Annotated in this window: 9 protein-coding genes, 4 tRNA genes and 2 pseudogenes; 8 read left to right on the top strand and 7 right to left on the bottom strand. The window is 40.5% G+C overall.

Annotation, left to right across the window (positions count from 1 at the left end):
• Positions 1-18: 18 nt before the first annotated feature.
• Together WIW52_RS07445 and WIW52_RS07440 are read right to left on the bottom strand one after the other, a co-directional pair.
• Positions 19-1,995 carry a class II glutamine amidotransferase gene (locus WIW52_RS07445; RefSeq protein ID WP_337709608.1) on the bottom strand — a complete coding sequence of 659 codons (1,977 nt, stop codon included), beginning with the start codon at positions 1,993-1,995 and terminating at the stop codon, positions 19-21.
• A complete protein-coding gene (locus WIW52_RS07440; protein WP_337709606.1) occupies positions 1,992-4,133 on the bottom strand; it encodes a glutamate synthase-related protein in 2,142 nt (713 codons plus the stop codon). The genes WIW52_RS07445 and WIW52_RS07440 overlap by 4 nt, the downstream gene beginning before the upstream one ends.
• 377 nt (positions 4,134-4,510) lie before the next feature.
• Here WIW52_RS07440 and WIW52_RS07435 point away from each other — a divergent pair.
• The 4 genes and pseudogenes from WIW52_RS07435 to WIW52_RS07420 form a co-directional block, all read left to right on the top strand.
• Positions 4,511-4,621: pseudogene (locus WIW52_RS07435) on the top strand (putative integrase); the annotation flags it as partial.
• Positions 4,622-4,828: 207 nt separating this feature from the next.
• Complete coding sequence (locus WIW52_RS07430; protein ID WP_337709605.1) at positions 4,829-5,074, top strand: hypothetical protein; 246 nt, start codon at positions 4,829-4,831, stop codon at positions 5,072-5,074.
• Positions 5,075-5,176: 102 nt separating this feature from the next.
• A complete protein-coding gene (locus WIW52_RS07425) occupies positions 5,177-6,280 on the top strand; it encodes a transposase (RefSeq protein ID WP_337709604.1) in 1,104 nt (367 codons plus the stop codon).
• Positions 6,281-6,415: 135 nt separating this feature from the next.
• Positions 6,416-6,577, top strand: a pseudogene (locus tag WIW52_RS07420) (putative integrase); the annotation flags it as partial.
• A 31-nt stretch (positions 6,578-6,608) separates the two neighbouring features.
• Here the strand turns inward: WIW52_RS07420 and WIW52_RS07415 are convergent.
• From WIW52_RS07415 to WIW52_RS07400, 4 genes are all read right to left on the bottom strand, one after another.
• Positions 6,609-6,684 (bottom strand) — tRNA-Gly (locus tag WIW52_RS07415).
• Between the two features lie 132 nt (positions 6,685-6,816).
• Positions 6,817-8,265 carry a hypothetical protein gene (locus WIW52_RS07410; protein WP_337709603.1) on the bottom strand — a complete coding sequence of 483 codons (1,449 nt, stop codon included), beginning with the start codon at positions 8,263-8,265 and terminating at the stop codon, positions 6,817-6,819.
• An 84-nt stretch (positions 8,266-8,349) separates the two neighbouring features.
• On the bottom strand, positions 8,350-12,963 hold the full coding sequence (locus tag WIW52_RS07405) for a hypothetical protein (protein WP_337709602.1): 4,614 nt from the start codon (positions 12,961-12,963) through the stop codon (positions 8,350-8,352).
• A 190-nt stretch (positions 12,964-13,153) separates the two neighbouring features.
• Positions 13,154-13,327: a hypothetical protein gene (locus tag WIW52_RS07400; RefSeq protein ID WP_337709683.1), complete on the bottom strand. Its 174-nt coding sequence runs from the start codon at positions 13,325-13,327 to the stop codon at positions 13,154-13,156.
• A 397-nt stretch (positions 13,328-13,724) separates the two neighbouring features.
• Here WIW52_RS07400 and WIW52_RS07395 point away from each other — a divergent pair, with 397 nt between their 5' ends.
• Positions 13,725-15,683, top strand: a complete 1,959-nt coding sequence (locus WIW52_RS07395) for a hypothetical protein (RefSeq protein WP_337709601.1) — start codon at positions 13,725-13,727, stop codon at positions 15,681-15,683.
• 143 nt (positions 15,684-15,826) lie between these two features.
• Here WIW52_RS07395 and WIW52_RS07390 read toward each other — a convergent pair whose 3' ends face one another.
• Complete coding sequence (locus WIW52_RS07390) at positions 15,827-16,519, bottom strand: helix-turn-helix domain-containing protein (RefSeq protein WP_337709599.1); 693 nt, start codon at positions 16,517-16,519, stop codon at positions 15,827-15,829.
• A gap of 36 nt (positions 16,520-16,555) precedes the next feature.
• On the opposite strand from WIW52_RS07390, the gene WIW52_RS07385 reads away from it, so the two are divergent.
• From WIW52_RS07385 to WIW52_RS07375, 3 genes are all read left to right on the top strand, one after another.
• Positions 16,556-16,631 (top strand) — tRNA-Pro (locus tag WIW52_RS07385).
• Positions 16,632-16,702: 71 nt separating this feature from the next.
• Positions 16,703-16,776, top strand: a tRNA-Ala gene (locus tag WIW52_RS07380).
• Positions 16,777-16,945: 169 nt separating this feature from the next.
• Positions 16,946-17,019: transfer RNA gene (locus WIW52_RS07375), tRNA-Ala, on the top strand.
• The last annotated feature ends 224 nt before the right edge of the window (positions 17,020-17,243 follow it).

Raw genomic sequence — 17,243 nt, 5'->3', positions numbered from 1 at the left:
CCCTATTTAAATTAAAAATCATTTACTACCCCTAGCTTTTACTACCGTAAACTTCTCCTTTAATATTTCAGTATAATCAGAACCCATATCCTTTGAGAACTCTTGCAAAACGGGTAACAACTCTTTATACTCCGCCTCACTAAGCTCTCTATGCTCAAACACAGGTATTCCTACTTTCTCTTCGAACAACCTCTTAGCGTACTCTTTAGCTTTTCCCTTAAGCAAGTCCATTACCTCTATATATTCACGTTCTCGTAAAGACTCGAACTCTTCCTCACTGATTAGGTTTTCTAGTAATAGCGCTTTTAATAACCTAACTACTTCGACCTTAGGTGGTTGTAACCCTATTTTAGACGGGGAAACCTTACCCCTAATGTATATTCTACCGCCAACCATTCCAGTTCCTACGAAATTCCCTACCGGCTCACGCCTCACGTTAGTCCCCAGAACTACTATTACACCGCCAGCCATATACTCCCCGAGATAATCGTCCACCATACCCCCGATCACTAGGTAAGGTCTCCTGTCCTTATACTCACGCATCTGGATTCCAACTCTGTTCCCAGCATTACCCTTTACAAACACTTTACCGTTCTGCAAAGTTTGAGCCAAAACGTCCCTCGCATCACCATATATAACTACCTTTCCTCCGTGCATTGTATCGCAACAGTCGTCAGCTACATTCCCATAAACATAAAACTCATTATCCTCGTTTAAGTTAGCCATAGAGTTACCTACAACTCCGTATAAATTTACCCTGACTCCATTAATTCCCAAACGCTTAAAGCTAATTCCTATAAACCTGTGACCCATTACATTAGCCACAGTTACCTCTTTTTTGCCATCATTCTTTACCACCGATGCGATCAATCTGTTTAGTTCATTATAGTTAACATTCTTAGCGTCAATATCGTACTTCTCAGGTATAAATATAGGAGGAGGAGAGAACGAACTCCTCTCTTCTTCATCCCTCCCGTACTCTATTACACCTTTATTAAGAGAAGCAATGAAATACGAGCCGGGCTTCAAAGTCCAGACCTTAGCCTTAGGACTTATCTCCCTTATCTCGTTTTCTTCACTTGCAACATAATAATAACTCTCGTCCTCACCTATTATAGCAGGCCTGAACTTAGACCTATCCGCTAAGGCTATTAAATAAAGGTCGTCACCGGAATCGTAACCTATTACGGCAGTGAATGGACCGTCAAGCCTAGCGTTACGGTAATAATAGTCTAACTCCTTGTTTATCACCGAAAACCTCCTTGAGGGATTTACTAAAATTCTCGTAGCCTCTTCAATAGAAAACCCCTCGCTCAACAGCTCCTCGAAGAGAAAAGCAATTACCTCGCTATCAGTACCGACCATTCCCTCCCATCCTCTCTCCATTAAGAACTCTAAATTGGCACCAAACGAGCTTACATCACCATTGTGAACTATTGCTATGTTGAAGGACGAGAAGGGATGAGACCAATAAGGATAATGGCCGGGTGAGTTCGTAGGTTGTCTAGTATGAGCTAACCATAAGTCTCCTTCTAACTCTTCTACCTTGTAAGTAATTGCTACATCTCTGGGATATCCTACCCCCTTATAAACCTTTAAAGACGAACCTATACTATATATCCTCCCCATCCTACCTTGTTTCCACATTATCTCGTTTATGTTTCTAAAGGCCTTCCTTAACTGAGTCAAATCTGAAATCGTTATCTCATATTTACAATCACAAACGTCCCCATCCATATACTCGATCTCACGGGACTTTACCTCAATTCCGTGAGACGTGAATATGGATTCGAGTTGGGAAGGATCCCTCTCAAAGAACACCTTAACCACATATTTATTATTAGAACTCTTATCAAATACTGCAAATCCTGCGCCCCTATCACTCCCCCTATATCTTACTCTTTCTATTCCTCTTACCACCGCTTCGCCCTTAATCTTCGGTGCGTTTTTCTTCCTTAATACGCCTAAAACACCACAACCCGATGGATGGATCATAACGAACCAGCCACCTTAACTCTCAGTTTTTTCAACACGTAAGAGTTCAGATTAACAGCCCTCAACAATTCCCTATTTCCAGTTAGGGAGGACTGTACACTATATATGCCAGCAGCACCAGCTAACAGTGCTATCTCCTTCTTAAACCCTGCTATCAAATTAAAGGCCTTATCCTTTAATCCCGACCTAGAACCTTCACCTACCGCTACGTCCAATACCTTATGAGTCATTATAACACTATCAGCTCCCAACGCCACAAACTTAAATACGTCTCCAGAGTCCCTTATCCTACTGGACTTCGCTATCAAGTCAAACTTCTTCCTTACCCCCATCTCTTTGAGCTTAGTATCAACTTGTGATATTACTATTTCTAGATCTTCATTACCTATATCCTCGTCGAATATAAATCCTAGAACACCCTTCAACTCCATTACCTCTTCTATAGCCTCCGAAGAGGAAGGCAAATACACGTAAGTGAAAGGTTTATAATCCTGACTCCACGTTATAGCTCCTTTACCATCAGAGGTTATAGAAACTTCTGAGTATCTGATGTCCGTCTCCGATGAGAAAACTCCAGAGCTTAGAGCTAGAGCCGCCCAACTCAAAGCTTCCCTCACTTCAGACTGAGCATCAGTAACGTCAAATATCATAGGTAAAGACATGTAGAACCTCCCTTGGGCCAGATAGAAGCTAGTGTCAATATCTTCTCTATAGGGATCTATTGAGGGTCTGGTCACCTGAGCACCATCTGACCTCAGCCAGTCAACGATCCTAGCGGGTTTCTCTACATCAGGCGGTGCAGTACTCCCCATGCTTGTTATCACGGGCTCACCCTTGTTTATCAACTCGTGAAGATACACTTTCCTCCTCTTGCTCCAAAGCTCACCTAATTTAGGCGGTAACTCCTCCTCTTCACCTTCTATTCCTAAAACTTCAAGCGTCTCCCTGGATAACCCTTTACCTACTAATAAATCCCTCCTATTCTTTAATTCCTTCAGACTGTTAAGGCCTAGGTTTTCGAGTATGTTAGCTAACTCTAATGTAAAGCCTCTAATATAATTATTTAGAGTCTTAAAGCCGAACTCCATATCGAGTTCCCTAGTCCCGTCTATCTTATTAGTCAAGGCTGAAGGGCACGAACCAATATGACACTTATGGACCATTACACAGCCCATCGCTACTAAGGCACCAGTACCTATACTAACAACATCTGCTCCCAAAGCGATCAATTTTGCCGCATCAGTGGCATCAGCTACCCTACCTGCAGCAATTATTGTAAACTTATCCCTCATACCCTGCTCCCTAAGTACGCGGTCGCTTATTGACACTGCTAACTCTATTGGAATCCCTACGTTATCCCTTATTACCACGGGTGTAGCACCTGTACCTGCACCGTGACCATCTATTATTACTCCGTCAGCACCCATCCTCGCAACACCTGAAACTATATAGGGAATGTAGTTAGTCGCCGCTACTTTAACTAAAACCGGCTTACCCGTGGCTTCCTTAAGGGCTTCAATCCTCTGTCCTAAATCTTCTATTGAATATATATCGTGATGCGGAGCTGGAGAAATTGCATCAATACCCACCGGTATCCTTCTGGTCATGGATATAGGTTCGGTAACTTTACTACCGGGCAAGTGCCCACCTATCCCAGGCTTCGCTCCTTGGCCTATTTTTATTACAACAGCAGCCCCATGGGATAGAACGTCGTAATCTACTCCGAATCTTGCCGAAGCCCATTGTACAAATATCCTCTTATACTTAGCGACTTCAGGATGAAGCCCACCCTCACCAGTACCTGCTAAAGTTTGAGTATAATCAGCTGCCCTAGCTATTATTATATTAGGATTACCGCTTAACGCTCCATAAGACATATCTCCCAAATACAAGGGGGCTGACATGTATATTCCTGCTATTTCCGTAGAGGTGTCAGAACTCGGATTCTCTCGAAGCGTAGATTTCTCATTTTTAAACCTAACCCTATCTAAAATGCGGAGTGAATTACCCCAGTCAGGAAAAATTTTATATGGTTTCCCTGTTAGGGAAAGTTTTCTAATATGCTCTATCCTTTCTATGTTCCAAAATTCTCCGTCAAGCTGTTTAGGCAACGGAAGATAATCCTTTATGATCAACAACAGAGGTCGCTGATATTAATTTGCTCAATATCACTATATATTTGTTTATAAGAATAGAATCATACTTTATGGTTTCATATTTCCTCATAATAGGTATTGATCCTCGTAAATTTATGTCCCATATTATGAAATTCAAACTCAAGTTTTAAAAATTATAGATAAGAGCTAAAAAAATATTAAAAGTATTTAGTTATTTAAAGTTTAAACTACCTAGATAAGATGTTGATATCGTCCTTTTATTAAAAATTTTTTAATTTTAGTCAAAATGAAGGAAACGAAAGGGTAAATCCGTTATTTCTCTAGAAATACAATATAAGCTAGGAACTATAGATAGAATAAATCTATAAATAAGATTATAAGAACTCTATTATGTTTTTGAGCTAGAGAACGTGAACTGTGAGATAAAAGAGCGTTACGTTGTTCCCTTATCCGACATAGTCGAATCGTATCAAAAAATGAAAGAAAGTAATGGAATTGGGGGGTCTTAGGGGTATCCCCCACAGACGATAATGAAATAGTCAGTTGGGTTTGGCTTACGAGTTATGACGAACTAAAATCGTACGGCGTCAACGTTGTTGAGGGCGACGGGCGGTATTTCGTGTATAATAATAAGAAATTCCCGCCGGGCGTTTATTATCTGATACGTAGGCGTGATCGTGAGATGTTAGTTTCTGAATCGACGTTGGGGATATGGAATGGTTTGTGAGTTCTTGCCGGTAGAGTATAAGAGGCGATTACTGCAAATAGCGACGATAGAGGAACTGCAAAAGGTCGGCTATACTAAGAGGACGGATTACAAAGCTAAGGAAAAAGGCGTAATAAGCGACGATAGTTGTGAGGAATTAGTACGCATACTAGGAAGAAGAGCGAAGTGTATGCTGAAAGAAGCGTTAGAAGAGTTTGAGAATGGAGTTAACGTTCTATATGAGGATATAGAATGAGCATTCAATTTCTGTCAGCAGTTATGGGAATCTTAGGGAGGTAATACCAAGAAGTCGGTATTAGCGAGAAGTTTTTATTTTTCAACGTTGTTCTACTGAAAGATGTTGAAGGGACAAGTAGAGTACGCTAAGGAGAGGTTGGTCAAGGCAGTCAACCAAGTCCTGGGCGTGATCAGGAGGAACGGGAGGAGCAGGAAGGTCGAGTTAGCACTAGTCCTCATGACCCTGCTAGGTGGTAGGGCCAGCGTGAAGAATGCTGCTGAGACGTTCGGGTTAGACTACGCAAACCTGCTGGAGGCGTTGGGTGAGCTCCACGACGCGTGGAGAGACTACTTAGAGGTCCTGTCGGGGCTGGTGAAGGGTGAGGTTGCCGTCATCATAGACGACACCGTAGACCACAAGGAGTACTCCAGAGGAAAGGACGTGAGCCCCCACGGGAACTACTGGATCTACTGCCACGCCCACCGGAGATTCGAGAGGGGTATACAACTCCTCACGGTCGCCATAGTGGACCTATCCACGGGCAGGGCGTTCATGGTGGGAGCCTTCCCCTACGCCGTGAGGAAGATGTTGGATTTGGGGATGGTTACTGAGTTCAAGACCAAGATCGACTTGGCCAAGGAGATGTTGGACGTGCTCAAGGGGTACTTCCGCGTGTCCAGAGTAGTCTTCGAGTCGTGGTACTGGTCGGAGAAGCTCGTGAAGGACAACGTAGTGTCTGAGCTCAAGTCCAACCGGAGGCTCCTCAGGGTCGAGTCGGCCCGGGGGACCCTCGAGGAGGTGGAGGGACACCTCCGAGTGAGGGACCTACCCCCCGGAGTCTACTACGCCGACCTGACCCTTGGAGACCGAGTGACTACAGTAAAATTGCTAGTCCAAGAATATAAAAGTGACTCCGGGACACACGTTAGGTACCTCTACACGACCGACCTCTCGCTCAGCGAGGGGGAGATCGAGGAGGCTTGGAGGATGAGGTGGGAGATTGAGGAGCTCCACAGGGATGTCAAGGCCTTGGGACTGGAGGACTCTTCGTTCTGGAGGAGGGAGAGGCTTCAGGGGTACCTCACGATCTTCACCATCATGATCAACGTCGTCAGGGAGCTGGTGGGGGAGCTTAACCTGAAGAGCGTGGAGGCGTTCCTCAGGTTCGTTAAACGTTATTTAGGCGGACCGCCTGGGCTGATGAAAATCTTTAAGTTACGTTAAAGTCCCATAACTGCTGTTCTGTGTTATTGAGGAATCTTTGCCGTCTTTTATCAACTCCACGCAAATCACGGCAAATATTGACGAGTTGCCAATGCTTTTAAACGTGAATTGGCAACTATAATACGGGGCGTGAAAATGACGGAAAAACAACGTCGTTATAAATTCGGCGATTATATTTTACGCAAAAGAAAAGGTCGGTATCATGTCTATAAGTTGGAAACGGTAAACGGTGAGGTAAAGGAGCATTACGTCAGTTTTTTAATTGACGTAGTCGAAACTTACGAGAAATTGAAAAATAGCAATGGGGGTGGGGGATATCCCCACACTATGCGGCCGCCGGGATTTGAACCCGGGATTACCGGCTTGGGAGGCCGGCGTCCTAATCCAGACTAGACGACGGCCGCAATTAGATAATTGGAATAACGTCGTAATAAATTTTACTCCGATAGAATGAAAAACAACGTTATAACATAAAAGCCTAAAAAAGAAGAGTTTAGAAAAATCAAAAAACGTAAAATAAGTTTTTTAAAAAAAGTTTAACTTATCTTCCTATAGACGAGAACTATAGCTATTATAGCTACTATTAAACCAAGTATACCTGCAATTATTCCTCCGTATACTAAAGGTAGAATTCCGTTTACCTGAGATTTCAACTGGGATACGGTAGTATTTAGGCTTGATAACTCAGTGCCTAATGTATCAACTGATGTCTTTAGGCTATTCACAGTCCCGCTTAATCCACTTGCTGTCTGATTAACAGTGGTTAACTCTTGGTTCAATGTATTAACCTCTTTTGTCACTGTAGTTATACTCTGGTTTAAGGAGGATAACGAGATAGTCAGAGAGGTTATACTTGTGTTCAATGTTTTGATATCCGTGTACAGTGAATTGATATCTGTTTGAATTAGCTCAATGGAGTGTTGTAAGATAGCTAATGAGTTGTAGTAGGCTTGCACCGACACTGAAACGGATTGGGCTGAGGACATATAGCTTGCGTTAATACTTAAAACAACCTCATAAGGTGCTGAAGTAGTGTTAACTACCATGGCTTCTATAGTTATGTTATAGTCACCAGCATATGGACCACTTGTAATTGGAGATACCGATAACACCTTTACTAATGAAGGATATGCTGAAGAGGCCTGAACAGTAGCATTGCTAATTGGCATTCCAGCGAATTCCACTTTAACAATGATAGACGCAGGTACACCTTGGGTTACAACCACACTAGTTAAAGGAGCATTAATATTACCTGCGTCAACAACTGTTCCGTTCTGCATTACCACAATTGGTATTATTGAAACCACAGCAGGATAGAGTTTTATAACTTCTGTGACACTCTGGTTACCCACGATAGAGAAAGTTACTGAGTTATTTACGAACCCGCTATATACCGCTACTGCTTGAAATGTCTGAGTGTAATTGGACGATATTACTGAGAAAGTTACAGTACCAGCAGCTCCAGTAGTTCCTTCGGTAATCAGCTTATGAATACCATTTGTTGTGTTATATAAATATACCATAGCTCCACTTAATGGAACACCAGTTTCTCCATTTAGTACCTCTATTGTAACAGTGGCTTGAGCCGGCGTGTACACAACTTGTATTACTCCAGTTTTAGTGCCTAAAGGACTTGGAGCCTCTACCGAGACAGCTATTGTATACGTGCCGGGTGTTGACAGTTGCCCTTGTCCAAACGTTCCCAAGGTTTCGATTACAAATCCTTGAGCATTAGTTTGAGCTGGAGGCAAGTCAACATTAACACCAGATGGAGTTGTTATAGTTATTGTTACCGGTTGATTAGCATATTGAGAACCTGCAGATGCATTAATGTACAACGTCTGACCATAATGATAGACTTGTCCGTTAGTAGATGGGGAATAGAAAGTTATACCATTACTAGTGTAGGCTGCATTAAAAACTGTCCCCATCGATACTGCTACTAAAACCAACATTATACCAGTTATTAATATAGGATTTTTCATCTTTTACACCACCCATATATAATTCGGAAATTTTCGATAAATAAATAAAAAAGGACTTTAACTTTTACTCAAAATCCCGCCACTTTATGTAGTTATGTTTACGTTAGTAAAGTACAATGATACTGGATATTCAGAGATGGTAGGTCCACCAGCATAAGGTACTGCGAATAATATTATCACGTACTTACCTGCAGGTAATGAAGATATACCGTTTAATTGCACATATACTAGTAAGCTCTTTACAGCTGGTGGAGTGGCAGTATAGTATAGATACGGCTTAGCTACTACTTGTGAGTAGGAGTAATAGGCTATCTCTGTTGGGTTTATTATCTTTCCAGTGGTGGCATTAAAGTCGCCAGCTGGATACACTAGTGCTTCTATGTAGAACTCTAACGGATATGGTAATACGCTAGTTACATATATCTTTATCACTTGGTCAGTCGGCGTTATGGTTAGTGATCCGTTGTAGTAGTAGGTGAACTTGTTAGCACTGGGTATAATACCATTTGGATAGTTGAATGGTGCAAGTCTTATCGGAGTGAAGTTCAAGGCAGTCATATAGGTCATTCCGCTAAGGCTCTCTACTGGGTCAGATACTGTGTAGTATATTACTGCATTATATCCTACTGATATGTTCTTATATGGTACGCTAGGTAATAGGAAGTATCCGGCAGGTCCTAGTACATATTGTTTACCACCTAATACTATTGCAAGGCTTCCGTTAGTGTATACGGTAGTGTTGCTAGTAGTCTTCACTGTTGGTGCAGGAACAGTACTATTAGGTACTATCGTGAACGGTAATGTACCGTTGAATATTCCAGTACCTGGAGCTGTCTCAGGTATCGTCGGCATTACGTCACCAGATATCATAGTCTTCTGTCCGTATACGCTAACTACTACAGTCTGTCCACTAGTGGCGTTGTAGTATATCATGGCCTTGTACTTAGGTCCTACAGTATTGTTAGTGACAATTGTTAAGTTAGTAACTCCTAAAGACAATTCTGAAGACACAGCGCTACTTGCATATTGTTTATCAGAGAGTGACAAGAACGGCTCCTTATATACCATCTCAGCTATGAACCATGGTGGAGCAAATGTTGGAGTCGGGTAGAATGGATATGCTGTCATGAAGAACTCTACTAGTCCAGGCTCCTGAGCTACTGGCATAATACCTACTAGAGCTAGGATCTTTGCAGTAGCTATCTTAGTTTGACCAGTTATGTAGTCGTGATAGGATATAGACAAGTTGCTACCGTTTAATGCAGTGATCGTTGTATTCAATACCTTCAATAAACCTGGGATACTTATCTCGAAGTAGAAGGTACCGTTACAATACGTCTGCTCTTGTCCATCTAAGGATACGAACAGTGTTGTTAAGTTGCCGTAGGATGGAATTATCCTTACTACACTTCCATTATGATATGTTACGTTAATTGATAGCATCTCACCTAGTAGTTGCTCTGTAGCGAATACGTTTACTAGGTCATATAACTGTGATGTCCACTCCGCACTTACTACAGTACCAGTAGTGGTATTAATTGATCCTAGAGCTAAATATGTTGGCAATGTAGAGCCATAGTATGGTTCGTACAATACTAAAGTTGCGGAGGTCGCATATAGTGGTATAACGTTACCCTTGAAATAGAATGTTAAGTTAACTGAAGGTACTTGCATTGTAGCTATTACCTTATATGTTCCAGTGTACTGGAAGGCGTGGTATACTGCATAGTCTGTAGTTTCGTACACAAACTTAAAGCCACTACCTATGAAGGATCCGTTAGGCACTACTAAGTATATACCTGGGCCTTGTCCAGCATAAGTTCCATTAACTGTCACACCTTCAAATACAGACCCGTCTATTTGATACCTTACATATAAATTAATTGTGTAATAGGGTTCAGCAGCACCTGGGAATGGTGTTCCCAGAGGAGCAGCTTGTGGTAGCAGTTCCATGTAACCTACAGTAGCCATATTACCAGGTAGTACGTTGTACATCTTTGTCTTTCCACCAATTATGGATGTTACGTTGAGACCGGCTATGCCATATATAGGAACTGCATAGACACCATATCCACTGGTAGCATTCTTGGACTGTAGGAAGTAGTAGTTTACTAACGGATTGTTATCACCATAGTATTGTAGATAGAGCAATGCCTCAGCATCAGTCCTTGAATTCGGAATACTGTATAACGGAGTAGTAGTACCATTAACAGTAGCATTTACTGTTGTTGGATCAAATGGAGCTACTTGTGAGATTGACACATAACTTATGTTCAATCGGGTTGATGTGCTATTCTTTCCGAATTCTCCAGTTACGCTGTATATATAGCTAGAATTGAATATCACTGGGCCAGGGACACTTCTATTGCTAAAGTTCAGACCGTTAGTCGGTATAGCATAAGTGAAGCTTCCTCCTACATAGCCTGGATCTAATATTGCATCAGGATCGTATATAGTCATTGTGACGTAGTTATTGCAGATAAAGTCAGTATATGGCGGTGGTTGAGTAACACTTATACTAGGAGGTATTACCATGCCGTAGAAATATCCGTGGTTAGCCGATAGTACTCCTTCCTGAGTGTCATATGCTGTTACTGTTACGCTGGTCTCATTAGTCCATAATCCAAAATCTACAAATGCGACATATGCATACTGAGGTTGTTCTTCAAACTCGAGAGTTAATGGAACCTGATAACTTTCTACAGCGGGAACGTTAGGAGCTTGTAACAATAAGTAGAAATATGGTAACTGAGTTATTCCAGCTAAGTACAAATAACGATGTAGTGTATTAACTGTGAAGGGCTCTTGAGTTCCTACTATATATAATGGATACTCACCAAGAGCGGGTCCTTGATAGTATACAGATACCATGTATCCCATTGCAGTGGTTCCGTTTATAATGGGATATGCAGGAGTTAATATTAAGCCATTAAAACTGTAGTCTCTAGTTGGTACGTTATTGAAGGTCAAGGTGGCGTTACTAAACAGTGTTGCCTTTACGGATGCCGCAGTTGATGTGAAGTGACCTACTGCAGATATCTGAGATGTTCCTTCTATGGCTATACTAGATGGTGGAGTAGATAATATTGCACTTTGATAGTAGGGACTACTGACATTACTTACCCAAAGTCCTTCATAAGCTGTAGCCTTTAACTGGATTGTAGCACTGTAATAGCTTAAAGTTGGCTGTGTAGGTTCTACTAGATTTACAGTATAGGTTTTACCATTAAATGTACCGCTAAGAGTTAGCTTATTCGGATAGGGGATGTACCAAGCATATACCGGTATTGTGTGATTATCGGGAATAGGTTTACCTTTAACATATGCTTCTACATAAGTGGTATTTGGAGTTGTACTTCCAGGTTCTGCAGTTTGGAAGTATAAGTTAGATACATATTCTACTACACTCTTATTCGTATTAACTGGTGTCAATGTTAGTAAGTATAAGTAGTACAATGTTTTATTTACCCAGAATACACCAGAAGCATTAATTGTATTACCATCTATTGTAGTATCGTTATTGGACGTTATTACACCGAAGAACTCTCTATATCCGTTAGAGAAGTTATACGCATTAAACATGAAAGTACTGGGGTAGTTATCGATCGACGCTATAAATGCCATGCTGGCAAAACTTAATGTCACTGGGCCTGGTACTGAGTAGTTTAACTGGAATGTAAACCGACCAGCTTTACCTCCTAGTAAACCGTCGACTAAAGTGAAGTTGATTAATGCTCTACCCCATATCACGGGCTTCACGGTTGATTCACTAGCTAGTGCGGAACCTAGATAACCGTCAGCTTGAGTTGGATTAATGAATCCAGCTTGTGATGGTGAGGTAGCGAATACGAGTGGACCGAATATTATTATTTGGCTAGTAGTGGAGGGACCTAATGTAACTCCACCTATTGTAGTGGCTGGTAAAGTGGCATAGGCAATAAACTCTGCCGACTGTGTCTTTGCAAGAATTTGGAGAGTAGTCTGGTTTGATAAGTATTGGCAGATTTCATTAGCGGGGGTACCTACAGATTGACCTACGGTCTTACCGGATGACGGATAATATAGAATACTGTATGGGATGGCGATTATATAATTCTTCAGTTTAGCTGAAGATAACGTAGTTACGTTGTTTGTACTAGCGTTGTAATAGTATATATCGGATTCATACCCTTGACTAACATTTGGTAATACACCTTGTAAGTAGTTTATGGGTATGTACTCAGGAGTTTTTACAGAGATAGTTTTATTTAATCCAGCGTACCCTACACCCACTAGGAAGAACACTATCTTGGATGCTGCATCGTAATAAACGTAGTAGCTGTATTTAATGCCAGCTGGACTCTGTAGATTCTGAGGTAACGTTACTTCTTGAGGAGAAATATATGCTTGACCATTCTGAGCATTAGTTTCTTCAAAATATATCTGTATGTTATTAGATATTGCTAATATCAAATTAGTTATCGCATCGTATTTATTAGAGTTTATGTTAGTCAAGTTAACGTTTGAAACATTTACTACGAATGCAATTGCTTGTATCGACTGGTTCTGGAGGCTAGATATGAATACAGCACCTAATTGTCCAGCAGATGGTAAAGGTGTTGCTGCTTGCGGTATTATAGTTGTTAATAATGGACTTGCCTCAATTACAATTGAAGCTATAAATAACGTAGATAGGATTAGACCTAACAGTCTATTCATATCACTTCTAAGGGAATGAAGTTCTCTCTATTTATAAATTCTTTTATACGATTGTATACACCTAACAGTTTGGTATTTCAGACCTAATTTTATAGTTTTAACAGTATAGATTAGATGGTAAAATACAGCTTTTAATTCTATCTTAAAACCAGTATTATGCTATCAAAAATTTAATTTTAGTTCTAATATATTAAATATTATCCGATATTTGTTTCTGATATATGAAGTATTTACCTGTGGTGTAACTTTCCTTACTTTTAATTACTTTTAATTCCGCCATGGGCGTTCCTCTCAAGGGATAACACACCGTCACCCTTAATTCATTGGGGCTAGTCGAGGGAAACGCCACTATTCTCCCATCCACTTTTACCACTCCCATCCTTGTGAGTTTTGACCGTCATCAGTCAGGGAGATCACTAGTAAAACTATTTGTAATATTATATAAACGTAATAAACGTAACTTGTCAAAACGATATTTAGAAGTAATTAAAAATAACGAGTAGTTACGTAAACATGTTACAGTCTAAAATAGTTATAATACATAGGAAAACACCACATACACTTAGATATATCTTTATTCCTAGATTATTAATCTAGATATTATAAAGTATAATCCCAAATTAGATTAAAATTTAGACTAAATATAGTGCTGTGAGTTTTTAATTTAAGTACTTAAATGATATTACCTTGTTACAATAAATCGATGATAATACCTTTTGCCAAAGAACTTATTTACCTTTTTTAGTCTAATCTAATTTGACATGAATAGAAGATTATTATTGAGCGTCATATTACTAATACCAACACTTTTAATGCTTTTTTCACAGATATCACTCTCAATTGCACAGACGACGTCTAGCTATTCAACTGCCGGTATAACTGTATTACCAGGCACTCAGGTTAACCCACAAGGGATGAACCCACCGCAAATAGTTTTGCCTACTTCGACCGGAAGTGCGACTTACTCACTAATACTGGTAAACAGTAGGGACTCCCCCGCACAAGTTCCGGTATACTTAGACTCCTCACTATATACCACTGCAACATTACAACCTTATTCGTACAAGGTGCTCAATCTAAACTTGAATACTGGCCTTCATGAAATTCAAGCTAACGGCGAAACTTTCTACGTAAATGTCACTCAAGTAAGTAGTGCTATTAATGGAGAGATGACATTAAACGGAAGTGCCAACGTTTATGTGTTCAACGCTCAACCGGGACATGTCTATAAAGTATACTATAGTATGACTTCCTCCTTGTCTTCCTTATCTCAAGTATATGCCTACTTTGTGTCAAACCTAGCTAATAACTGGTACGGTGACGTTATCTGCCAAGCTTCTCCATCTGGAACTACAGGTAGTGTTATCTTCGCAGTACCGCAGGATATAGCCCAAGGTCTTTACTACATCTATTTGTACCGTGGTTATGAGGGTTTTTCCAATAACGTTTCTTATCCTGCTGCGTATGTGTACGGGCTCATAATAGTCAACGTATCTTACGGGATTCCCACAACACTATCTACACCTTCTTTGTTTTCAGAGAACGGAGTAACATTAGAGGTTCAGAATGTCAGCGGATATACTTATTTACAAATCAACTATCCCTTCGACGAAGAGAATATGTATACGATCACTGTATATACTATGAGTGGTACTCAAACTTATACAATAACTAACACCAGCGGTGGAAGTTATTCCTTACCTGGAGCACCCTTTGGTAGTTATAGTGCTGAGGTGTATGGTGTCAGCCTTCCTTGGGCTTTCTCTAACGGATCGATAACTCTGAAGTTACCGCAATTCTATAAAGCAATTATTCAGATAAAGTCCCCTCAAGGTACGGTGACAACAACATATCCATCCACTCCTATATCTGTAGCTACCGTGAACCTTGAAGTCCTATCGACAAGTGGTGTTCCTATACCTGGTGCAAAAGTGACCTTGTATAACATTAGTAATAAACAGCCTATTAGTAGTTACACTACTAGTCCGCAAGGTTTAGTGTCTATTACTTTACCGCTAGGGACTAAAATTAACGCAACAGTAAGTGCTCCCCGCTATATCAGTAATTCTACCGTAATAACCTTCAGCCAAAACGAGACTGTAAAGATATACCTAACTCCGATATATTTGAGCTTTAGCATAACTCAACTCTCTGAGAAACTCAATAACGGAACTACCGTACCTATAACTCCTTCATCTATACTAAGTATCTACGAGGGGGCTACTTTAAACTTAAGTTTTAAAATTACGACCAACAGTCCGTATAACGTTTCTGTAAATGCGACCCTAAACAATGTTACGATCCCGGTTATTATGAAAAACGGTTTGTATACAATAACTTACAACTTCACAAGTACTAATACCTATACCTTAAAGTTAGAGGCTAGCAGTAACGGAGCATCAAACACTACGGAAATAGAGATTAAGGTTATACCTATTGTTACGTCTTCACCTACTCCATCGACTTCTACGTCTTCAACTACAACGACTGCTACGTCTTCAACTACAACAACCACCTCACATTCTACTACAACAACCACCTCGACTACTAGCACTACTACACAATCTAATACCACCTCGACTAAGACATCAACGAGTCCATCTGTTACAGTCCCATCTCCTTCAACTACGTCGCCCTCGTCCAACTTTATACCTATCTTGATAATCGTAGTAATAATAGTGATAGCAGCAGTAGTTGCAATAGTAATTCTAAGAAAATAAAAAGATTTTTTCCTTAAATTAAATATTATAAAACTATTATTATATAACTATTTTTCTTCCTTCTTTCTTTTTCTTTTATTCGTTTTAATTAAAGACAATAACAACAACAAAAAATTACTATTTTAGTTTAGTATATGTAGTAGTTATATACTTCTTAACCTCTCTCTTATTTCTTTAGGATCTTTTAATATAGATATTATTAGAGTTATACCGTCTTTCTCAGCTAAGAGAAGAGCTAAGGGATCTAATTTCACCGGTCTATGTAATACAATAATTGAGGGTTTTATAGGGGCGATCTTTAAGGCTATAAGGGGGGACCTCCCTGAACTCACGTTAGTGAACACTACCACTCTACCCAGCATGAAATTAAGGAGTTGATAAAACTCGAGACCTTTAAGGCTCATTATAGCCCTTATACTGTCCGTGATAACCCAGCCGTAAACCTTTGTTTCCGGAATAAATGAATTTGGTATTATACCATCTAAGGCTGTGGCTATATCATCTACACCAACCGGGGATTGGAAATCGCCCGTGTCGTCTATAAAGGGTAACATAAGTGCGTAACCTTTGATCAATTCGTTAATTACTCTGTACCCCCTTTCGGCATCTATATCTATGAGTCCCTTAACAAATTTCCTTAAAAAGTCTATACCTGGCTTCCTTCTTCCTCTTTCATAATCGGCTATAACTGATTGGGATATCCCCATATACCTGGCTAGTTCCCCTTGAGAGATGTTAAAAGCCTCCCTCCACTTTCTCATGGACGTTCCAGGGGATTCACTCCAGCTTATATCCCCGGCGATTCTTTTTGCAAGTGTTTCAATTAGATAATCCATAGTAAAAGCTATAAGTGAAGAGGAAATATTCTTATTGGGCCCGTGGTCTAGCTTGGACTAGGATGCGGCGTTCGGGTCGCCGTGGTCCCGGGTTCAAGTCCCGGCGGGCCCAGAACCTTATATATTGTGATTTTAGGAGTGCTGACTTTTTAATTACTTAAAGCGTAATTTTAAAGTAGAAGTGGGCCGGTAGCTCAGCCTGGAAGAGTGCTCGGCTCGCAACCGAGAGGTCCCGGGTTCAAATCCCGGCCGGTCCACATCATACTGATATCTCAAGGAACCCATTTCACAATTACTGTGAACAAATTATGGTAAAATAAGTATATGTTAAATAAACATGGTATGCCAGGCACCTTTACGTTTACCTTTATCACAATTTCCTGAGGAAAAACTTAAATCCGCTAACTAAATGTTACAAGTTAAAGTGGGCCGGTAGCTCAGCCTGGAAGAGTGCTCGGCTTGCAACCGAGAGGTCCCGGGTTCAAATCCCGGCCGGTCCACTCCGTAGGTCCCTTGACCTCCACGAATTAAACTAGCTATCAAAATCCTTTTGCCTGAAAATTACCATCTCAGTATGCAATCATTACCTTAGACCTTATGAATATGCTTTGTGGGCTACTTCAGAATTATACAAAAATTTATAAAAAATAATTACGAGTATTACTCATGGGAAAGAGTAAGTACAAGAGGGATTGGCACAAGTACGACGAGAACGTTATAATGA

This window comes from Stygiolobus sp. RP850M (assembly GCF_037389295.1).
Classification (GTDB): Archaea; Thermoproteota; Thermoprotei_A; order Sulfolobales; family Sulfolobaceae; genus Stygiolobus.
Note: the sequence above shows the minus strand (reverse complement) of the source record. Positions and strands in the feature narration are given on the sequence as shown.